The following is a 22,009-nucleotide window of genomic DNA, read 5'->3' as shown; positions in this document are numbered from 1 at the left end:
GCGTCCAAAGCAATAGGTTACGCGTCCAAAGCAATAGGTTACGCGTCCAAAGCAATAGGTTACGCGTCCAAAGCAATAGGTTACGCGTCCAAAGCAATAGGTTACGCGTCCAAAGCAATAGGTTACGCGTCCAAAGCAATAGGTTACGCGTCCAAAGCAATAGGTTACGCGTCCAAAGCAATAGGTTACGCGTCCAAAGCAATAGGTTACGCGTCCAAAGCAATAGGTTACGCGTCCAAAGCAATAGGTTACGCGTCCAAAGCAATAGGTTACGCGTCCACAGCAATAGGTTCCGCGCTCAAAGCGAGAGGTTCTGCGCTCAAAGCGAGAGGTTCTGCGCTCAAAGCGATAGGTTCTGCGCTCAAAGCGATAGGTTCTGCGCTCAAAGCGATAGGTTCTGCGCTCAAAGCGATAGGTTCCGCGCTCAAAATGATAGGTTCTGCGCTCAAAGCGATAGGTTCCGCGCTCAAAGTGATAGGTTCTGCGCTCAAAGCGAGAGGTTCCACGCTCAAAGCGAGAGGTTCCGCGCTCAAAGCGATAGGTTCTGCGCTCAAAGCGAAAGGTTCCGCGCTCAAATCGAGATGTTCCGCGCTCAAAGTGAGTGGTTCTGCGCTCAAAGCAATAGGTTCCGCGTCCAAAGCGAGTCGCCCCGCATCTAAGCACATCCGATTCACTCTCCAAGTTCTATATCTCTCCCCCGGATATTATAGTGTAACAACGCCATGGGAGGGATGCTGTGTTAATTGATGGGGTATTTGCAGGTGGCGGATTGAAGGGGTTTGCTTTGGTCGGTGCGTACCAGGCGTTGGAGGATAAAGGGTATCGTTTCAAACGGGTGGCGGGAACGAGTGCCGGAGCGATTCTCGCATGCTTCATCGCGGCAGGGTATTCTGGCAAGGAAATTGAACAGATGATGCAGGAAGAGGATCTGCAATTATTGCTCGACCCTCGTCAGACAATCCTACCATTACCATTCATGAAGTGGCTGCTGCTCTATTGGCGCATGGGTCTTTATCAAGGAAAAGCATTGGAAGATTGGTTTTTCGAAAAGTTGTCGGCCAAAGGGATCTATAACTTTGCAGACCTGCCGCCCGGATCACTCAAACTCGTGGCGTCTGATCTGACGCATGGAAAGATGATCGTATTACCCGATGACCTCGTCCATTATGGCATTGAGCCGGGAACGTTTTCGATAGCGCGTGCGCTACGAATGAGCTGCAATATCCCGTTCTTTTTTGAGCCCGTCCGTTTCAAGGCGCCGAGCGGGGAGACGATCGTCGTAGATGGAGGAGTTTTGAGCAATTTCCCGATGTGGATTTTTGATGATGCGGAAGGCAGAAGGGAACGGCCTTTGATCGGCATGAAACTGAGCCATCGGAAAGATCAGATGGGTGGCAGGGAGATCAGCAATGCGCTCAACTTGTTCGAAGCACTGTTTTCAACGATGAAAAACGCACATGACGACCGATATATTTCCCGGAAGCACGAAAAGGATATCATTTTCATTCCAGTCGAGCAATATAGTGCGACGCAATTCAATATGGAAGATGAACAGAAGGATGCACTACTGGACATCGGTCGGTCGCGAACGAATGAATTTCTGCGGACTTGGCCACATTCTATGAAAGGAACCCGCAATTTCAGGATGATTGTCTAAAACGAAAACCGCCTGCACATATGTGTGCAAGCGGTTTTTCTTATTGCTTATAATCTTTTGAAGCTGTGGAATTTCGATTTCCAATAGCTGTTGTTTAAGCTGACGACTTGCGATTGCTTTCCGCCTGCATGGACGAACTTGTTGTTGCCGATGTAAATGCCGACGTGGGAAATCCCTTTACGGTATGTGTTTTGGAAGAATACCAAATCACCCGGTTTTGGAGTGCTCACTTTTTTAGATTGTGCATATTGCCCTAATGTATCACGGGCAACGGATTTACCGGATTTCTTATAAACATACTGAACGAAACCGCTGCAATCGAACCCTTTCGTCGTTGTTCCGCCGAAACGGTATGGAATGCCTGTCAGTGCAGTTGCGCGTGTAACGATATTGTCTGCCAAGGCGACATTGTTATTGCTTTTCGCGACTGATTTCTTAGTCAATAAAGTGCTGAGTGCCCAGCCTGTCTTGCCGTTCACTTTCACTTGATACCATACTTCTTTGCCGACTTTCTTTTCATTGACGTAAGTGACCTTTGTCCCTTTTTTCGCTAATGATAGAATTTTATAGTTTGTTCCTGCTCCAGAACGGAGATTAACATTATATGCTGTTGAATATGTACCTGTATGCGCTGACACGGTTTGTGTTGAAGGAGCACTTGCCTCCGCATCTGCTGCTGTAATTCCAAATGCCAATGAACCTGCTACGAATAACGATAAAGCAACTTTCTTCACACTTTTCCCCTATCTACCACTGATCTATATGGTTTGAAATTTTTGTATGTCTCGCTGATCACTCTTACAAGTGTAGAGACTGAATGTTACAGTACAGGGGCAACTATGTTACAAAATCGTTACATTGAGATGACGACCTTTTAATAAAAGTAGATAATGGAAATGTAGATTAATATTTCCTGCTCATCACTGTCGATTTCTGAATAATGTTATATTTGCGCGATGTGTATCCATTCTATTTCTGTTACATACTATAGGCGGTGTAACAGAATGGAGGGATATTTTTGATACAGATTATTCATATGATGGCAACTGTCCAAAATCATAAACGCACTACACAATCGAAACAAAACAATAGTGGATCATTGCGAATCCAAGGTTTGCGGAATGAAGAAAGACGGCTGAATGGGCGATAAATCCATTTAGCCGTTTTTTTGTGTTGATTTATACATATAATAGTCAGTGAATTTGAAAAATGGATTATTAACGACAGGAGCTGTCAAATGAAGAAAAAGTGGATTACGTTCGACTTGGATGGAACGCTCATGCAAAATCCTTTTGTCGGTCATGTATTCCCTGAAATTGAAAGAAGGATATTGCTGGAGAATAAATTACTTGAAAATATCATAGCACAACTTGTGACTGAGCATGAAACGCGTTTGAAGGACGGAAGGACTGCGGACGCCTATGACTGGGACGACATTGTCACGGATTATATGAAGGCGAATCGCCTGCAATCATCTATTAATGTGGAAGAGATTTTGAGTGGATTTTGCGAGGAACCGAATATTTATTTGTTGGAGGATTTGATTTGTGTGTTGGATGAATTAAAGCAAGCTGGTTTTTCATTGGCCGCCGTTACGAACGGTTTCACGAAATATCAATTGCCCGTCATGGACGTCTTGAAGTTGACGGAGCATTTTGATCTAGTTGTCACCCCTCAGGAGGCGGGCTATGCGAAGCCGGATGAAAGGGTGTTCGGTTCCGTCTTGGGACTCGGTGAAATTATTGCACATGTAGGAGATCGAATCGATCATGACGTCATTTCCGCAAATACGATTGGAGTCCGTTCCATATGGATTTGCCGTCAATTATCGGATTCCATGAAAAGTTTATCGCCGGCTGAACGGAGAGTGACAATGGAAATAAAAGAGCTTGTGCTACAAAAGTTGAAGAAGGAGACGAAAAAACATTTTGAAATGCTTCCTAAAGAGGCGATTCCTCACGAAGTGATTTATAGTCTTTCAGAATTGCCGTCCGTTCTAAGTAAGTAAAGGAACCCATTCTCCTGAAATTAAATATCAAAAATAGTTAAATAATTTAAAAGGGAATTTCATAGCTTCGTCGAATCTCTAATGATAGCAACGAAAATTGTGGAAATTGTAGAGAGGGTGGGGATTGGATGAAAGTCTTGAAGTTTGTTGCCGCGGGTTTGATGGCGTGCACATTGTTTTTTCACGGGGCCGGAGGGTACTCAGCATCAGCACAAACCGGCGAGGATCCAACAATCCGGATTGGGGTAGTCCCGAGCGTCGGTTCATTAACCGTTGGCGGGCAAGGAGCATTTGAACTGATTGACAAGTATACAGGTGAGGTTTTATTTACCGGAACGGATGAAGAAGTATTTGTGGAATTGGGCTCCGCTGCAACCGTTCAAAGCCATTACCGGCTTCAAGTTGCTTTCACAACGAGTCAAGCATATGTAGATGATTGGCTGCGACGGGCACACGCCGAAGGGTATCCGACGTACACCGAAGACTATAACGGCGGCTGGCGTTTGTACCTCGGTGAATTTCCGGCGGATGCTTCGTTTACAGTAAGAACCGCATTCAAGGATGAAGTCGTTGCAAAAGGATTGGCTGCGAGTGACGCGTTTTGGAAAGTGGTGACGATTGCTGAAGGCGAAACACAATTGAAAGTGACGAAAAATGGGGAGGAAAAGGAAACTGCACATCCAGTCCAATTGGTTGCTTCTTCCGGATTCGTCAAGATCAATGGGCAAACGTATCGCGGTCTCGCTGAAGTAGGCTTCAATAGCAGCGGAACGTTGGCAGGCATCAATCAATTAAGCGTCGAGCAATATTTATACGGCGTCGTTCCTCGTGAACTTCCGCCGGTTCCATATGGGGAAGTAGAAGCGCAAAAAGCGCAGGCGATCGCTGCACGTACGTACGCTTTGTCCAATTTAGGCAAGCGGAGCGCGGACGGCTATGATCTATTGCCGACGACTTCCGACCAAGTGTATGGCGGATATGGCGCGGAACATCCGATTTCTAATGAAGCTGTCGACGGAACAAGAGGCATTGTTGCTACGTATGAAGGCAAGCTCATTACAGCGGTTTTCCATTCAACGAGCGGCGGATTCACGGCGAATAATGAGGATGTGTGGACATCGGAAGCGACTCCTTATTTGAGAGCGAAGCATGTTGCACAGAAAGGGAATGACCTGAAATACGTCCCGGCGTTGGATATTTACAAGAAAAACGGCAGTGGAGAATCATTACGTGAAGTGAAGACTGGCGATTTCGAGGCGGATTGGTCCAGATATTATCGTTGGCATTTCGAATGGATGGCAGACGAAATCAGTGAAATCGTCGGAAGCTACTTCAATACGGAAGTCGGTCAAGTGTTGGAAATCAATGTAACGGAACGCTCCAGCTCGGGTCGCGCGGCCGTAATTGAATTCGTAACTGAAAATGGAACGTTCTACGAATACAAAGATCGCATCCGCTGGGCACTCCAATATATTAATGCGAATGGAGATCCGGCAGTGCTGTTAAGTACATTATTCATCATCGAGCCGATCAAAGATGAGGAAACGGAAGAGACTATCGGGTACAAAGTGGACGGCGGCGGATGGGGGCATGGCGTCGGAATGTCCCAAGTCGGAGCGGTCGGAATGGCTGAAAAAGGATATACGTATGATGTCATTTTGAAACATTTCTACACTGGAATTGAGTTGGAAACGAGATATTAATTCAGAAACGAAAAAGGCGGTAGTCGGCAGATGTATGTATTAGGAATTGACGGCGGTGGGACGAGGACGACAGGAATTGTCGCCGATGAGCTTGGAAATGTTTACATGCATGCGGTAACCGGACGGAGCAATCCGAACACGTTGCAGCAAGCGGAATTCGAAGAAGTCATTAGCGGGTTGGCAAGGGAGTTGAAAAGGCAGGGCGAAGCTATTTTCAATCAACTCTCCGTCTGTTTCGTAGGTATTGCTGGCGTCGGGGAAAGTGGACGGGACGCCGAAGTGGCGGCTTTGTTAGCTCGGGAGCTGCCAGCCGGAACGAAAGTAATTGTCCGAAACGACGCGTTCAATGCTTTATATTCCGGCACACTCGGAGGACCTGGCATCGTTCAGATTGCAGGGACCGGCGCCGTCACTTTAGGGATTAATGAAAACGGGGACGTCGCACGTTCAGGCGGATGGGGTTATTTATTCGATGATGAAGGAAGCGGATTTTATTTAGGGAATGAAGCGTTGAAAGCGGTATTCCGTTCTTTTGATAATCGCGGTCCAGCGACATCATTGACGGATCGGGTCACTGACTATCTTGCTGTACAAAGTGTCCCGGATATTATCGGCAAAGTGTACGGTAAAGAACATCCGCGTTCAGTCGTCGCGCCCCTTGCACGCCTTGTCATGCAGGAAGTACAGGCGGATGATGATGTGGCAAAAGAGATTGTGAAGAGAGCGTGTATCGAGATGATGCATTCAATCGAGGCTTGCCATAGCCGCTTATTCGATGAAAACCACCCGACGGCAATCGTGCTGTCGGGCGGCGTCTTTACCGATGCGGAGTTCTTCGCAGCTCAATTCAGTGAGTTAGCTCGTCATTCCATTCCGAACGCCGTTTTCCAAACGACGCACGTACCGCCTGTCGGTGGGGCGGTGCTTGCGGGATTGGCGGATCAGCAAACTGCCGTGGATCCGGAGTTCTCCAAACGTTTGAATGAACAGCTTCGAGAAAGGGTGACGCCATGACAATCGTACCTTTATCCGAAATCCCTGTGTCCGATATCGTGGAGCTGTGGAATGAAGAACTCGGCGATCGGTTTCCGATGAATGCAACTTTATGGAATCAAAACACGACAATGGAGCCGAATGTGCTTGAAGAAGGTTCGCTCGCAGTCATCCGGGAAGGGCGGCTGCGCGGAATCATTGTCGCAAAACGGTATTTGGAGAAGCTCGATACCCGGATGCCAACGACGATTGGATGGATTCAATGCATGGTTGTCGGAAAGTCATTCCGGAATGAAGGAATCGGAACTGAGCTACAAAAACTGGCGGAACAGGCACTCATTGATGCCGGAGTCGAAGAAATCCGATTGGGTCGTGATCCATGGCATTACTTTCCGGGCGTTCCTCTGGAGGATAAAAAGACTATCGGCTGGTTTGAAAAGCACGGCTATAAAAAAGGCGGCATCGAAACCGATTTGATAAAAGATGTCGGGGATGGCGAGTTGTATAAGCTAACGAATTCAAACGAGCATTATCGACTGTTGACGAAAGATGACATCCCTTTACTACTCACGTTTTTGGAACGGGTCTTTCCTGGCCGTTGGCATTATGAAGCGCTCCATTACGAATTGATTGGCGGTTCTGGAAGGGAGTTTATGGGGTTTTTCATTGATGGTGAACTGCAAGGCTTTTGCCGGATGAATGATCCGCAATCGCCGGTCATCGCGCAAAACGTGTATTGGTCTGCACTCATCGAAGGGGAGATGGGCGGCATCGGACCGTTAGGAATTGATCGTGAAATCCGGGGGCGCCATTTCGGAATCGATTTGGTGAAGGCTGCGGCGAACGAATTGATCGGAAGAGGCATTAAGGAAATTGTCATCGATTGGACGCAGCTCATAGCTTTTTATGAAAAGCTTGGCTTCACGCCATGGAAACAATACCAGTCGATGGCGAAAACGATAGGGGTGGAGTGAATGAAAGAAGCGGTACGGTCGTTTTTACAACGTGAAATCGATCAGCAAATTACACCGGGTGCGGTCATCCGCATCCGTCATATAGGGAAAATCATTCTCGAAGAGGCAGTCGGGACGAATAGTTTAGAAGAAGATAAGGTTCCGATAACGAGCAGCCATCTGTTCGACATGGCATCGTTGACGAAAGTGATGGTGACGTTGCCCGCCATTTTGCAATTATGTGAAGCGGGCGAAATCCATTTGCATGATAAAGTGGCGACGTTCATCCCTTCATTCGAAAAACACGGAAAAGAAAGCATGACGATTAAGCAGCTGCTCACCCATTCTTCGGGACTGATCGCGCATCGGCCGTATTTTGAAAGAAAGCTTTCGGCTACTCAAGTGTTGAAAGAAATCGAGGAGGAAAAGTTGGAATACACACCGGATACTGATGTCGTCTATAGCGATCTCGGATTCATTCTCCTCATGGAAATTATCGAAAAGGTTACCGGGCAGAAGATTGACGAGTATTCACGTCTTCATCTATTTGAGCCGATGGGAATGAAGGACACGGGATATACACCAAAGTATGAGCGGCAGCGGTATGCGCCGACCGAGTATTATGACCATTTGCAAGGCCATAAGTATGGGGTTGTCCATGATGATAATACGGAATTCATGGGCGGAATAAGCGGTCACGCAGGATTGTTTTCAACGATGGAGGATTTGTCCGTTTTCACGGCGATGATTGAAAACGACGGAATGCATGAAGGAAAGAGAATCTTGGATCCGAATTGGCTTGCGTTATCGAGACGCAATTTCACGCCGTTTGCGGGTGAAAGCAGAGGTCTAGGATGGCAACTGAAAGGGAGTGGAGCGAGTGCTGCAGGGGACTTGATGTCACAAAGCACGTATGGCCATACGGGATTCACGGGTACGAGCTTCTATATCGATCCAGAAAAGGAATTGACGGTCATGTTGCTTGCAAACCGTGTGTATTTCGGACGGCATCTTGCAGCGCTCCGCTTGCGGCCCCGCTTACATAATATCATCTATACATCATTGTTCTCATAGGGGGAATTGGTATGCAACATGTCATGATTGTCGGTGCGCATTGCGGGGATGGGGAGATCCAGGCCGGCGCAATCGCCCATAAATACGCACAGGCGGGGTATCGGGTAACGTTCCTTCATTTAACAGCTGGGGAAAAGGGAACCCCGCCAGATATGGATGTAGAAGAATATCGTCTGCAGAAGATCCGGGAAGCAGAGGCGGCAGCGGCCATTTTGGGTGGAACGAGCATCACACTCTCACACCGGGATGCCGAGCTGACATTCAATGAAGAAATCGTCAAAGAGGTGGCGACGATTTTCCGGAGAGAGAAACCGAAATTCGTCATTACGCATTGGGAGAACAGTATGCATCCCGATCACGAGCTTTGCCAAAAGATCGTACAGGACGCTTGGTTGAAAGCTTCCTTGCCCGGGTTCGACCTCGACGGGCTTCCGCCGCACGGGTTGCGCCGCGTGTTCCATAGTGAAAATTGGGAGGACATGGACGGCTATGAGCCGGATATTTACGTCGATGTGACGAATTCGTTCGATGCTTATTTGGAGGCGTTATCGTGCTATTGGTTCATCATGAATTCCACAAGTTTCCGATACTATGATTATTACAAAGCGCTCGGTACGATGCGCGGCTGCTTGGCCCGCACGACGTATGCACAGACGTTGAAGAATTCCAGGGGGCTTCATGTAAGAAAGGAAGGGCATATTCCGGGATTCCCAATTTAAGAAGAGATTTGAAGAGGGGGAAGCAACATGAAATTGCAACAGAAGGTCGGCCGATTGCTAATTGCCGGATTCAAAGGCATTAAGATGTCGGAAGAAATTAAACATTTGATTCACACATATCATATTGGGGGAATCATCCTATTCGGGAGAAATATTGGCACGCCTGAAGAAATTCTCGCGTTGACGAATAGCTTGCAGGAGGAAGCGAGGAAAGCGGGCTATGAAACGCCTTTGCTCATTTGCATCGATCAGGAAAACGGCGTCGTCAGGAGATTAGGGGAAGGGACGACGATTATTCCTGGCGCGATGCTTCTCGGCGCGACCTATGATCCGAAGAACGCAAGGAAGGCTGGATTCATGACCGGCAAGGAATTGAAAGCGCTCGGCATCAACTGGAATTTGGCGCCCGTCGTGGACATTAACAATAACCCGAAAAACCCGGTCATCGGTGTCCGGTCCTTTGGGGAAAAACCTGCGGATGTTGCGGAAATGGCAAAGCATTCGATTCTAGGCATGCAGGAAGCGGGAGTCATGACGACATTGAAGCACTTCCCGGGTCACGGTGATACGAGCGTCGATTCCCATCTTGACTTGCCAGTAATCGACCATAATCTTGACCGGCTGCATGCTGTTGAGCTAATACCTTTCAAGGAATGCATGGCGGCTGGGGCGGATGCTGTCATGAGCGCGCACGTCTATTTTCCCGCGCTCGAAGACAAGGAAAACGTCCCTGCGACATTATCCCACTCGGTCATTACGGGACTTCTCCGGGAAGAGCTCGGATTCGACGGCGTCATAACAACGGATTGCATGGAAATGGACGCGATTGCAAAAAGGATCGGCACGGTGGAAGGGTGTGTGCGGGCGGTCGAGGCGGGAGTGGACTTCGTCATGGTGTCCCATTTGCACGATCTGCAGGAGCAGGCGATCCTCCGGCTGGCGGAAGCTGTCGAAAGCGGCCGGATTTCCGAGCAGCAAATCGAGGAGTCGATTGAAAGGATCGAAAAGCTTTCCCGGAAGTATACATCCTGGAAAGAGATCGATGCGAATAACAAGGTTGCCGAATTTGTCGGCTCAAGGAAGCATCATGATGAGATGAAAGAGATTTATAAGCATGGCGTAACGGAAGTGAAAGGTCCGGGTATTCCGATTGCAGCGGAGGACCGAGTGTTGCTCGTCCATCCGAAAAACGAATACGCGATGATGGTCGAGGATAAACGGTATGCGACGCTGACGATGGCGGAGCAGTTGGAAAAGATTCACGGGAACGTAACATCGATGGAAATTGATAAAGAAACTCCGGATGAAGTCGACATGACCGAACTCGCGGGTCAGTACGACCATATCGTCGTGTTGACGCTGAATGCCGATAAGCATGAAAACCAGCGACTGCTCGTCAATGAAATATTGGCTAGCGGAAAACCGGTCGATGTCATCGCTGTCCGGTCGCCTTATGATGCAGCTTATTTTCCGAAGGCGAATCGGGTGATTTGCACATATGAATTCACAGAGTCGGTATTTGAAGTCGTCGCTGCTTATTTAATAGGAAAAACATCGATTACTGGTAGGTTGCCAGTATCTATCAATTGAATGAAAATTCTTTTTAGAGTAATAAATTAGTATTGATATTTAATTTCAGAAGGGCTAAAATGACAGTAAGCATTTTCAATGAGATATTTTGGAAAGGAGCATGCCGGTGAAACCAATGCGTGTCTGTGGATTAATGTCAGGAACTTCCTTGGACGGCCTCGATATCGCGGTTGCCGATTTCTCATATGACGAAGGAAAAGTCCGGCATGAATTGGTTCATTTTGTAACGGTGCCTTATGAGGATGAACTTAAGAAAGAGCTGCACAAGTTGATGGATCTGGCGGCGCCATTGCATCTCGTATCCTCAATGAATATGTTTCTAGGGGAAATATATGCAAATTCGCTGATAGAAGTTTTACAGGTAGCGGGCATTGGTATGGAGACGATTGACCTCATCAGCTCACATGGCCAGACAATTTGGCATGAGCCCGAAGTAGAACCGAACCGTTCTTATGCTCGCCCGAATACAATGCAAATTGGTGATATCGCCGTTCTCGCGGAGCGTACGGGTAAAACCGTCATCGGGGATTTCAGGACACGTGACATGGCAGCAGGCGGGCAAGGTGCTCCATTAGTGCCGTTTGCAGACCAGGTTTTATTCCAATCGGAGACGTCGGGACGTATTTTGCTGAACATTGGCGGCATCGCCAACTTGACAGTGTTGCCGCGGGTCGGATCGGAGCAGTCGATCGTTGCTTACGATACGGGACCGGGAAATATGGTGATTGATGCTTGTGTTGCAAAGTTAACGGGCGGGCAGAAATCATTCGATAAGGACGGCGAATTGGCGAAGGGTGGAACGGTCGATAATGAATGGCTGGATCATCTGGTGAGTCATGACTATTTCGCCGCACCGGCGCCGAAAAGCACCGGAAGGGAATTATTCGGGGCTGCTTTCTTCAAAACGTTCTGGGCGGAAGGAGATGAACGCGGTCAATCGGCCACTGATAAAATCGCAACCGCTACAATGCTGACGGCAAAAACGATAGCTACAGAGATTCAAAGATATATACAATCACATGACGTGAAGGAAGTGATCGTTAGCGGAGGTGGTGTGCACAATCGGACGTTGCTGGGGTTCCTGAAGGCTCAGTTGCCTGATGACTTGAAATTCATGACGACCGATGATCTGGGAATTGACGCAGATGCGAAGGAAGCGTTCGTCTTTGCATTGCTCGGCTATTTGGGCATCCACAAAATGCCGAACTCATTGCCCGCGGCGACGGGGGCGGAGAGAGCGACGATCATGGGGAAAATCGCTTGGGGATTATGAGCATTTGCAGGCGATTATGCGTACATTTTAGGTTTTATGCGTGATTAGCGGCGTTTATGCGTGAATCCAGTGAGTTATGCGTAGTTGCAAACATTTATGCTTCATTTCCGGGATTTATGCGCGTTTAGCAAATTTTTTGCGCATTTCCGCAATCCTATGCTTTTGGGCACTACCGTTTTACCTGCCGGGAATAAATAATGGGGAAATTCATAGAAAAATAAACAGGGGGTCAAAAAATGAAGAAAGTTTGGAAGAGATCCGCTCATGCGGCCTTGTCATTGGGGCTTGCAGCAACGATGCTTGCAGCTTGCAGTGAGAAGGAAGAAGCGGGAAAAGGCTGAAGAGTTCAAAGGGAAGATCACCATTTGGGATGGACCGAGATGGCCGGATGCGGATGATAATAAATTCCACTGGCTAGAAGAGAAAATCAAAGAATACGAAGAAGCAAATGATGGTATTGAAATCGAATTGGTGCAAGTGCCATGGGCGGAAATGGGAGATAAGCTAGGTGTCGCGATCGCGGGGAAAGCTTGGCCGGACATCGCTCCTGTCGATATTAGCGGAAGCGCGGTGAGCATCGATCATATTGAGCAAGGCGTTATCGAATCATTGGATCCGTATTTCGATAAAGAAGCAAAAAAGGACTTTTATGAGAATGCATTAGATGCTTATACGTATGACGGAAAGCTATACGGGATTCCGAATAGTATTACGTTGCACACGATGCTGTTGAACTTGGATCTATTCGAAGAGGCTGGCGTTGAGCCGCCGAAAGACGGCAAGTGGACGTATGAGGAGTTTTTACAGACAGCGGAAAAATTGACGTTCGACCGGGATGGAGACGGGAAGACGGATGTATACGGATTCTCGACGTATATCATGCCTGGTTATTACGAAGCATGGCCGTTCTTCTATAAAAATGGCGGATCGCCGCTGAACGAGGATATGACGAAGTTCACATTCGATTCTCCTGAGGCGGTGAAGGCGATCCAAGATTTGGCTGATTTGAAATTGAAGCATAAAGTCGCTCCGGAAACGCATGGCGGTAATGACGTCGGCGGAACATTCCAAGCGTGGGCGAATGAAGAGCAACGTACTGTCGCAATGGAACCGTGGGCAACATGGGCAATCGGTGCTGCACAAGGCGCGTATCCGACAAACTTCATGGTTGCTGAATATCCGTCAGGTGATAAAGATGCAGCAACAATCGGCGGCGTCGGCGGATGGGTCATGATGCACCAGGAAGATGTGAACAAGAAAGCGGCTGTCGCTGATTTCATGAAATTCATCTCCACAGCTGAAGAGCAATACCATATGGCACAAAATTATGGTATTTTCCCAGCGCGAATCAGTGCATCTGAAATGGATCCGTTCAAAGACAATCCGGAAATGACGCGCGCGATGGAAATGTCCGATCAAGTCGTCATGCTTCCACGTCATCCGGAATGGAGAAAAATCGATGAAGCGATCCAAAATGAGCTGCAACTCGTGTTCAATGGTGAAAAGACTGCTGAACAAGCCATGGCGGACGCTAAAAAAGCAGTAGACCAAATTTTGGAGTAACCGACTTGAATCAAGAAGCAGACCACATATTGAAGAAATAAAAAGAAAGCAGGCTATGCATCGCGTACGCCTGCTTCACTTTTAGGGGGTGTCAATGTGACTCAGATACCTATGGGTGCAGTGCCGAAAAAGAAAAAAGAAAAACTGAAAGTCATCGGGAAGCCGAGTGGGAGCCCTCGGAAACTGTTCTACGAAATGAAACGGAACTATAGTGCGTACCTCTTTCTGCTTCCGAAGCTCATTCTTTTCACGCTTTTCGTTGCAATCCCCGTTGTGTGGGCATTCGTCCTTTCCTTTCAGAAATACAAGATCTTCGGCAGTGAATTTGTCGGGTTCGCGAACTACATAAAAGTGTTCGAGAGCGATGCATTCCGCATTGCGTTGAAGAATACGATGCTTTTCACGGTCGTGACGGTCCCGTTTGGCGTCATTAGCGCCCTTGTGCTGTCGACGCTCATTTTTGAGTTGGGGAAACTGTCCCAAAGCCTGTTCAGGTCAGCGTTCTATTTGCCGACGGTCACATCGATGGTCATCATCGCGATGGTGTGGCGCTGGATGTACAATTATGATTTCGGTCTTTTCAACTATGTGCTTGGCTGGTTCGGCGTCGGTCCCGTCAACTGGCTCGGACAGTCAAGCACCGCGTTATGGGCGTTGATCATCATGCAATGCCTCATTCCGTTCGGTGTCGGGATCATCATGTATTTGGCTTCGATGGGATCGATCTCCCAATCACTATATGAAGCCGCACGGATGGATGGCGCGAGCAAGTTCAAGCAATGGATCCATATTACAATCCCATTATTGAAGCCAACGACGTTGTATTTAGTGCTGTTGAGCACGATTGGCTCATTCCAAGTGTTCACGCAAATCATCATGATGACAGGGGGAGGACCGGGGAGCGCGACCGAGACGCTCGTCCACCTCATTTACAAAACGGGCTTCCGGGATTTTGAATTCGGTTTGGCAGGAGCTCAATCAGTCGTATTATTTGTTATTATCCTCATCTTTTCTGTCATCCAATTCCGGGTGCTTCGCCATGATGAGTGATTGGAGGATAGGAAATGAAGAAAAAACCGCTTGATCGTTTAAACAAGCTGATTATATTCGGATTGCTCACTGTTTTTGCTGTCGTTTCTTTGCTTCCTTTATATTGGGTGTTCTCGACTTCCCTTCAACTAAGCAGCTACCAATCCCAAGACATGGAGCGGCCGGTGTCGTACGTCGATTCCAATCCGCCGAAAATGTATCCGATGGGGATTCCGCTTTATTTCAAACATTGGGGCGAGGCGAGAGAAGCAGCGAAAGCGGGCGAGACGCTCGAGGAAGCGTACCATCGTGACATGATGGACCATATCGTTTCAAATTCGTTCGGAAGCTTCAAGAACTTGTTCAAGAAGCATGATGTCGGGAAGTGGTTTTTCAACAGTATTTACATTGCAGTCGTCGTTACGATAGGCATCTTGCTCATCGACTCGATGGCGGGATATGTTCTGGCGAAGAAGAAATTCCCGGGGAGGAATCTGATTTTCTGGATCATCATTTCTACGATGATGATTCCCGGTCAAGTGACGCTCGTGCCGCTGTTTATCATGGTCGGAAACCTTGGCCTCATGGATACGCATTGGGCGTTGATCCTGCCTGATCTTTCAATGGTGGTCGGCTTATTCCTCATGAGGCAGTTCATGTATTCTATTCCGGATGAATTGCTGGAAGCTGCACGTATGGACGGCGCTAGTGAATGGCGGACGTTTTGGACAGTCGTCCTTCCGCTTGCGAGACCGGGACTTGCCGCGCTCGGCATCTTCACGTTCATGAGCGTTTGGAACTCGTTCCTCTGGCCGATCATCGTGCTGAATACCGCTGAATTATACACATTGCCTGTAGGGTTGAAAACATTGCAGGACGCGAACTTGGCTAGCTTTAAGTTGCTCATGAGCGGTGCTGCGGTTGCTGCGATCCCGATGATCATCGTTTTCATCTTATTCCAGCGCTATTTCATCCAAGGCTTGACGCTTGGCGGCGTGAAGGAATGATGATGGGGCTCAATCGGGTGAAGCTGGGCGTAGATGTATTTTTCGAGAGGGATTTGTCTGACTTGCGGGGGAAGCGGCTCGGTTTATTGACGAATCAAACAGGTGCAAATACCGGGCTCATCCCTACAATACGGTTATTCCATGAACATCCCGGGCTTCAGCTGACAGCCCTCTTCGCACCGGAGCACGGGCTGTTGACGAATGTGAAGGAAGGGGAGAAATTCACAGATGCTGTTCACCGTTCAACAGGCATCCCGGTATACAGCCTTTACGGAGAGACGAAAAAACCGACGGACGCGATGATGGAACAAGTCGACATCGTCATCTTCGATATACAGGATATCGGCGCGAGATATTACACGTATATCTACACGATGGCGTATATGATGGAAGCTTGCGCGCGGACAGGGAAAAGGATGATTGTCCTTGATCGACCGAATCCAATCGGCGGGGAAAGTGTCGAAGGGAATTTGGTCGATCCGGATTACACGTCTTTTGTTGGGCTTTATCCCATTCCGAGCAGGCACGGCATGACGGTCGGTGAATTGGCCGCTTATTTCAATGAAGAGTTCCATATCGGATGCGAATTGGAAGTGGTCGGGATGGAAGGTTGGGTGCGGCATTCATTCCATACGGAGAATGGGCTTCCTTGGATTCCCCCTTCACCGAACACGACGTCGCTCGATATGATGCTGATGTATCCGGGCACTTGTTTAGTGGAAGGGACCAATCTTTCCGAAGGGCGCGGGACGACGCAACCTTTTGAAATTATCGGGGCTCCTTTCATTGACGGTGAGAAGCTGCAAGATAACGTAAATGAACTAGGCTTGGAAGGGATCCGAGCACGTGCGCTTGCTTTCACACCGACGTATCAAAAGTATCATGGCCAGCTTTGCGAGGGAATTCAGCTGCATATTACGGATCGACGGACATTCAAGCCGGTGAAGTCGGTCGCTCATATCCTTGCAGTCATTGCATCAATGTATGCCGATAAACTCGAGTTTTTGGAATATGACAATTTGCGGCATCCGATGTTCGATTTGCTCGCGGGGAATGATGTTTTACGCAACGGGCTGCTGAATGGGGATCTGAATTTGTATCACGAGCAGTGTAAACGTGACACGGAGAAATTCATGGATACGAGAGAACGTTACTTACGCTATAGATAGGAAGGCGGACGATGGAAAAATTATCACTTCTGACGACTGAAGGATCCAATCCGAAGACGTCGCGGTTGGATGAAATGTCAATCAAAGACATACTGAAAACGATGAATGACGAGGATCAGACCGTTGCTTTAGCTGTCCGGAAAGTAATCCCGCAAATTGAAAAGACGGTTGAAAAAGTGGTGGAAGCTTTTAATAGTGGCGGCAGGCTCCTCTATGTAGGGGCAGGGACGAGCGGTCGTGTCGGCGTTATGGATGCAGTGGAATGTCCTCCAACGTTCGGCACTTCCCCGGATCTCGTGAAAGCAGTTTTAGCTGGCGGAAAAGGAGCGATGTATGAGGCCATCGAAGGCGCCGAAGATGATGAGACACTAGGAGCAAAGGACCTAGAGAACCTTCAAATAAACGGTCGAGACGTCATCATCGGCATTGCCGCAAGCGGCCGGACGCCTTATGTGAAAGGGGCTCTCGTGTACGCAAAGTCACGCGGTGCAACGACCGTCAGCATTTCCAACAATGAAAACTCGCTCATTAGCAACTGTGCAGACATACCGATTGAAGTCATTACCGGTCCGGAAATATTGACAGGGTCGACACGACTGCGTGCCGCGACGTCACATAAAATGGTTTTGAATATGATTTCGACGACAGCGATGGTGAAGACGGGCAAGGTGTATCAAAACTTGATGGTCGATTTGAATGCGAGCAACTTCAAATTACGTGAGCGTGCCAAAAAGATGGTTTGCACGATTACTGAAATGGATGAAGACAAAGCCGAATCCGTATTGAAACAGACCGGATACAATGTGAAGCTTGCGATCGTCATGATTCTGGCAGAAGTTGATAAAGAAAAGGCACAAACGTTGATTGAATCAGCGGATGGATTCGTAGGCAAAGCCGTTACACTCGCTTCTATTAAATAGGGGAAGAAGGGTGATCTGCATGTACCGTACGTTTCAAAGCGGGGATGAAATAGGGATTGTAGGGTTGTGGAATGAAGTTCTCCTACACGATCCGATCAATGAAAAACGTTTCCGGACACAAGTTCTGCTAGATGTGAACTTCGATCCGGAAGGCTTGATTGTCGCGGTTGATGGAGAGCGGATTGTAGGGGCGATTTTGGCCATCACCCGGAAGCTTCCGATGATGGGGACCGATCTGGAACCGGATACGGGGTGGATCACCTTTTTCATGGTGCATCCTCATGTCAGAAGGCAAGGGATTGGCCATGGGCTGATGGAGAGGGCTTGTGATTACATCTGCAATCAAGGGGCAAAGAAAGTGTTCTTCTCTTCCTATGCGCCGAATTATTTCCTTCCGGGAATCGACGATGCAGCATATCCAGCCGGTTTCGACTTCCTTCAGAAGGAAGGGTTCCTGCGCGCCTATTCGCCGGTCGCCATGCATCGGGCGTTGACGGATTACGTATATCCAAAAGCCGTGAAAATTGTGAAGGCGGAGCGAGAGCAGGAAGGGTATATATTTGAATCCGTAAAGGACGGTGATTTACCCGCAGTCATCCGATTCGCGAATACCATTTTCAATCCCGATTGGGGACGTGCAATCCGTGAAGGTTTACTGCAAGGAATCGATCCGTCCCAAATTCTGATTGCCAAAAAGGCAGGAAAAGTCGTCGGTTTCGCCATGTATGGCGGCTACGAAGGAATTCGGGAACGTTTTGGACCTTTCGGGGTGGATACGAGCGAGCAAGGAAAGGGGCTAGGGAAGGTATTATTACATGAAGCCCTTCATTCCATGAAGAAAAGGACGATCCAAGGGGCCTGGTTCCTCTGGACGAGTGAAACGAGCTCAGCGGGTCATTTATATTTGAAAAACGGATTCAAGACATACCGTACATTCCATGTGATGGTGAAGGAATTGATGGATTGATGAAATTGGAGGGATGAAATTGGCAATCACGAGTGGCGGCTTAGTGCTGCTGAAAGAAATGAGGCATTTGCTCCCTCCTTCGGAACAGAAAATAGCCGATTATATTTTGGCAAACCCGCAAGACATTGTGACGATGACCGTTTCGGAACTCGGCGACGTGAGCCAAACGAGCGGGGCTGCCGTAACGAGGCTATGCAAATCGCTGCAATTGAAAGGGTTTCAGGAATTAAAATTGCGTATCAACGGCGATCTCGGCCGGAAGCTGGAAATTACGACGCGGGATATCCAGCCGAATGAGCCGGTAGCAACGACGATCCAGAAGGTGACGGAGCATGCTGTCCATACGTTGCTTGAAACAGCTGAACTGATCGATCCGAAACAATTGGAATGCGCCGTCGACGCGATTGTCAAAGCGAAGAATATCCACTTTTTCGGTGTCGGGGCTTCCGGGATTGCCGCAATCGATGCGCAACAGAAGTTTTTGAGGATCCATAAAGCCTCCACCGTCAGCACGGACTTACATATGGGGGCGACGATCATGGCGAATGTCGACGTGGACGATGTCGTCGTCGGCATCTCCTTCTCAGGTTCGACGTTCGAAGTGGGGAAAATCCTGGAGCTTGCGCAAGCGAACGGGGCAACGACGATCAGTCTAACGAAATTCGGCCAGACGCCGATTTCACAGATTTCGGATATACAGCTGCATACGTCGCCGGCGAAGGAAGCTAATTTGCGAAGCGGGGCGACGTCCTCGAGACTTGCCCAGTTGCACGTCATGGACATCCTTTTCATGTCGGTTGCCTCGAAGCAATTCGATACGACGATCACTTATTTGGATGCGACACGCGAAGCGATTGATGAAATCCGGAACGAGACATTCATGAAACGGAAAAAGTTAGCCGGGAGGTGAGAGCTTGACGTCATTCCTCATTCGTAACATCCAAATCGCCATGCCGGACGGAAGTGTCATCGACGGAGAAATCTTCGTGGAGGATGGAAAAATCGCAACTGTTTCCAGTGAATTCATTGAAGATTCCGCTCTGGAACGGATGGATGGCCAAGGCTGTCTTGTATTACCTGGATTCATCGATGTTCATATCCATGGGGCGGATGGCGCCGATTTCATGGATGGGAGCGAGGAATCATTTGAAAATATTGCAACCGCCGTACCAAGTGAAGGGACGACTTCATTCCTGGCGACGACGTTGACGCAATCGGAAAACGACATTGCAAAAGCCATCGATGCAGGTAGGAGGTTTATGGAGCAAAATGAATCCGGCGCTGAAATGCTCGGGTTTCATTTGGAAGGGCCATTCATCCATCCGGAACAAGCGGGTGCGCAGCCGGTCGAATTTATCCGGAAGCCTTCGTTTGATGTATTGGAAAGATGGTTTGGCGAAGCGCTCGACCATTTAAAAATCGTGACGCTTGCTCCAGAATGTGACGTGGGACTGGAGATGACCGAGCGGCTCGCAGAATGTGGCATCATCGTTTCAGGTGGCCACACAAAAGCGACTTTCGCGGACATCAGGCAGGCAGCCGAACGCGGTCTGTCACATCTGACCCATTTCGGCAATGCGATGAGCGGCTTACATCATCGGGAAATCGGAGCGGTCGGTGCCGGTTTCTTGCTGGAGCAGCTCCATTGCGAAGTGATTGCGGACGGAATCCACTTATCATCGGATATGATGAGACTCATCTATAAGTCGATAGGACCCGAACGGATTATCCTTATAACGGATTCGATGCGGGCGAAAGGATTGCCGGACGGATCATATACGTTGGCGGGTCAGGACGTACAGGTCGTCGGTGCGAAAGCGACACTGTTGGATGGGACATTGGCTGGCAGCGTCTTGAAAATGGACGAAGCGGTTCGGATGATGCGGGACATAGGGGCCAATTTGTCAGATTTGATAAGAATGTCATCCACCAATGCGGCAAAACGGTTAGGCGTGTTTGACCGAAAAGGAAGTATCGAGATCGGAAAAGATGCAGATCTTGTGCTCCTGGATGCCGAATTCCAAGTTCAGGCGACCATTTGCAGAGGGAAAGTGTGCTTTTCCCGTAAATGAAGGTTATAGGATGGTTTGGGGTAAGTGGCTCACTATGACGAAATGAGCAGTCCACGAAGTAATTGAGGGGGGAATCATGTATGGCTGAACTGAAATTGACCAATTTGACAAAGGAATATGACAAAGGGGTCGTTGCCGTCAAAGATTTCAATTTGGATATAGAGGATAAGGAATTCATCGTGTTCGTCGGTCCTTCCGGATGCGGGAAATCGACAACGCTACGAATGATTGCGGGATTGGAAGATATAACGGACGGCGATTTTGAAATTGACGGCAAGCGGATGAATGACGTAGCCCCGAAAAACCGGGATATTGCGATGGTGTTCCAAAACTATGCGCTTTATCCACATATGACCGTCTACGAAAATATGGCGTTCAGTTTGAAGCTTCGTAAAGTGAAGAAGAAGGACATTGACACAAAAGTTCAGGAAGCAGCCAAGATTTTAGGGTTGGAAGATTATTTGGACCGCAAGCCAAAAGCATTGTCGGGCGGACAGCGTCAACGTGTCGCGTTAGGCCGGGCGATCGTAAGGGATGCGAAAATATTCCTCATGGATGAACCGCTCTCCAATTTGGATGCGAAGCTCCGTGTGCAAATGCGTGCTGAAATCCAAAAGCTGCATAGACGTCTTCAGACGACGACGATCTACGTGACACACGATCAGACGGAAGCGATGACGATGGCGACGCGACTCGTCGTCATGAAAGACGGATTTATCCAGCAAGTCGGAACACCGAAAGAAGTATATGATTTCCCGAGAAATGTATTTGTCGGCGGTTTCATCGGTTCACCGGCTATGAACTTTTTCAAAGGGACGATGACGGAACAGGGATTTACGATAGGGGACACGACCGTTTTCATTCCGAAGGGGAAGCGCGAGATGCTTAAAGGGAAAGGGTATGCTGGGAAGGATATGATTCTCGGCGTCCGACCGGAAGATATTTATACGAAAGCGTCCGACATTGAATTGAATGGACAGGCGACGTTCCAAGCAACAATTGAAGTGGCGGAACTGATGGGGGCGGAAACGTATTTATACGCCTCATTGAACGGCTCCGACTTCATCGCGAGAATTGATTCCGATACGTCAATCCGCCCGTCGGATACAATCCCGCTCGCATTCGACATGGAAAAAGCCCATTTCTTCGATGTTGAAACGGAAGAACGCATTCATTAAATTGGAAAAGGGTTGCTCTCATGATGAGAAGCAACCCTTATTTTTGTATAGTAACTTTTATTGTTGAAGTTTATGTCCATCTTAAGATCCGTGATCCGGATTCTAATGAAAATGATCAATGCCGCGGTCATTTT

General features: G+C 48.4%; 21 protein-coding genes. 20 read left to right on the top strand and 1 reads right to left on the bottom strand.

Translation table 11 applies throughout. The annotated features are described in order from the left end of the window. Positions 1-12 precede the first annotated feature (12 nt). Complete coding sequence (locus AB1K89_RS05285) at positions 13-747, top strand: DUF6944 family repetitive protein (protein WP_413053753.1); 735 nt, start codon at positions 13-15, stop codon at positions 745-747. Beyond that, positions 737-1,657: a patatin-like phospholipase family protein gene (locus tag AB1K89_RS05280; RefSeq protein ID WP_413053744.1), complete on the top strand. Its 921-nt coding sequence runs from the start codon at positions 737-739 to the stop codon at positions 1,655-1,657. Before AB1K89_RS05285 ends, AB1K89_RS05280 begins: the two co-directional genes overlap by 11 nt. A gap of 47 nt (positions 1,658-1,704) precedes the next feature. Here AB1K89_RS05280 and AB1K89_RS05275 read toward each other — a convergent pair whose 3' ends face one another. Beyond that, entirely contained in the window at positions 1,705-2,391 is a 687-nt protein-coding gene (locus AB1K89_RS05275) for a C40 family peptidase (RefSeq protein WP_413053743.1), read from the bottom strand. Between the two features lie 284 nt (positions 2,392-2,675). Here AB1K89_RS05275 and AB1K89_RS05270 point away from each other — a divergent pair, with 284 nt between their 5' ends. The 18 genes from AB1K89_RS05270 to AB1K89_RS05185 all read left to right on the top strand — a co-directional run bounded on the left by AB1K89_RS05270 (position 2,676) and on the right by AB1K89_RS05185 (position 21,875). Continuing rightward, positions 2,676-2,807: a hypothetical protein gene (locus tag AB1K89_RS05270; protein WP_413053742.1), complete on the top strand. Its 132-nt coding sequence runs from the start codon at positions 2,676-2,678 to the stop codon at positions 2,805-2,807. 87 nt (positions 2,808-2,894) lie between these two features. Further along, on the top strand, positions 2,895-3,665 hold the full coding sequence (locus tag AB1K89_RS05265; protein ID WP_413053741.1) for an HAD family hydrolase: 771 nt from the start codon (positions 2,895-2,897) through the stop codon (positions 3,663-3,665). 128 nt (positions 3,666-3,793) lie between these two features. Next, the gene (locus tag AB1K89_RS05260; protein WP_413053740.1) at positions 3,794-5,368 is read left to right on the top strand and encodes a SpoIID/LytB domain-containing protein; all 1,575 of its coding nucleotides are present in this window, start codon (positions 3,794-3,796) and stop codon (positions 5,366-5,368) included. A gap of 30 nt (positions 5,369-5,398) precedes the next feature. Further along, positions 5,399-6,382: a BadF/BadG/BcrA/BcrD ATPase family protein gene (locus tag AB1K89_RS05255; RefSeq protein ID WP_413053739.1), complete on the top strand. Its 984-nt coding sequence runs from the start codon at positions 5,399-5,401 to the stop codon at positions 6,380-6,382. Further along, the gene (locus AB1K89_RS05250; protein ID WP_413053738.1) at positions 6,379-7,335 is read left to right on the top strand and encodes a GNAT family N-acetyltransferase; all 957 of its coding nucleotides are present in this window, start codon (positions 6,379-6,381) and stop codon (positions 7,333-7,335) included. The genes AB1K89_RS05255 and AB1K89_RS05250 overlap by 4 nt, the downstream gene beginning before the upstream one ends. After that, positions 7,336-8,388, top strand: coding sequence for a serine hydrolase domain-containing protein (locus AB1K89_RS05245; protein WP_413053737.1), 1,053 nt, complete (start codon positions 7,336-7,338; stop codon positions 8,386-8,388). It abuts the gene before it with no gap. 11 nt (positions 8,389-8,399) lie between these two features. Further along, positions 8,400-9,107 carry a PIG-L deacetylase family protein gene (locus AB1K89_RS05240; protein ID WP_413053736.1) on the top strand — a complete coding sequence of 236 codons (708 nt, stop codon included), beginning with the start codon at positions 8,400-8,402 and terminating at the stop codon, positions 9,105-9,107. A gap of 27 nt (positions 9,108-9,134) precedes the next feature. Continuing rightward, entirely contained in the window at positions 9,135-10,697 is a 1,563-nt protein-coding gene (gene nagZ, locus AB1K89_RS05235) for a beta-N-acetylhexosaminidase (RefSeq protein ID WP_413053735.1), read from the top strand. A 115-nt stretch (positions 10,698-10,812) separates the two neighbouring features. Further along, positions 10,813-11,970, top strand: a complete 1,158-nt coding sequence (locus AB1K89_RS05230; RefSeq protein WP_413053752.1) for an anhydro-N-acetylmuramic acid kinase — start codon at positions 10,813-10,815, stop codon at positions 11,968-11,970. A gap of 312 nt (positions 11,971-12,282) precedes the next feature. After that, entirely contained in the window at positions 12,283-13,533 is a 1,251-nt protein-coding gene (locus AB1K89_RS05225) for an extracellular solute-binding protein (RefSeq protein WP_413053734.1), read from the top strand. A 96-nt stretch (positions 13,534-13,629) separates the two neighbouring features. Then, entirely contained in the window at positions 13,630-14,583 is a 954-nt protein-coding gene (locus AB1K89_RS05220) for a carbohydrate ABC transporter permease (RefSeq protein WP_413053733.1), read from the top strand. Between the two features lie 14 nt (positions 14,584-14,597). Next, positions 14,598-15,569, top strand: coding sequence for a carbohydrate ABC transporter permease (locus AB1K89_RS05215; RefSeq protein WP_413053732.1), 972 nt, complete (start codon positions 14,598-14,600; stop codon positions 15,567-15,569). Next, positions 15,566-16,738, top strand: coding sequence for an exo-beta-N-acetylmuramidase NamZ family protein (locus AB1K89_RS05210; RefSeq protein WP_413053731.1), 1,173 nt, complete (start codon positions 15,566-15,568; stop codon positions 16,736-16,738). The genes AB1K89_RS05215 and AB1K89_RS05210 overlap by 4 nt, the downstream gene beginning before the upstream one ends. A gap of 11 nt (positions 16,739-16,749) precedes the next feature. Beyond that, positions 16,750-17,658 carry an N-acetylmuramic acid 6-phosphate etherase gene (murQ, locus tag AB1K89_RS05205; RefSeq protein ID WP_413053730.1) on the top strand — a complete coding sequence of 303 codons (909 nt, stop codon included), beginning with the start codon at positions 16,750-16,752 and terminating at the stop codon, positions 17,656-17,658. Positions 17,659-17,677: 19 nt separating this feature from the next. Beyond that, positions 17,678-18,625 (top strand): GNAT family N-acetyltransferase, encoded by a 948-nt coding sequence (locus AB1K89_RS05200; RefSeq protein WP_413053729.1) that lies wholly within the window; start codon positions 17,678-17,680, stop codon positions 18,623-18,625. A gap of 13 nt (positions 18,626-18,638) precedes the next feature. Beyond that, positions 18,639-19,535: a MurR/RpiR family transcriptional regulator gene (locus AB1K89_RS05195; RefSeq protein WP_413053728.1), complete on the top strand. Its 897-nt coding sequence runs from the start codon at positions 18,639-18,641 to the stop codon at positions 19,533-19,535. A gap of 4 nt (positions 19,536-19,539) precedes the next feature. Further along, complete coding sequence (nagA, locus tag AB1K89_RS05190) at positions 19,540-20,697, top strand: N-acetylglucosamine-6-phosphate deacetylase (protein ID WP_413053727.1); 1,158 nt, start codon at positions 19,540-19,542, stop codon at positions 20,695-20,697. A gap of 80 nt (positions 20,698-20,777) precedes the next feature. Continuing rightward, a complete protein-coding gene (locus tag AB1K89_RS05185) occupies positions 20,778-21,875 on the top strand; it encodes an ABC transporter ATP-binding protein (RefSeq protein WP_413053726.1) in 1,098 nt (365 codons plus the stop codon). The last annotated feature ends 134 nt before the right edge of the window (positions 21,876-22,009 follow it).

The organism is Sporosarcina pasadenensis (assembly GCF_047228845.1).
Taxonomy (GTDB): Bacteria; Bacillota; Bacilli; order Bacillales_A; family Planococcaceae; genus Sporosarcina.
Note: the sequence above shows the minus strand (reverse complement) of the source record. Positions and strands in the feature narration are given on the sequence as shown.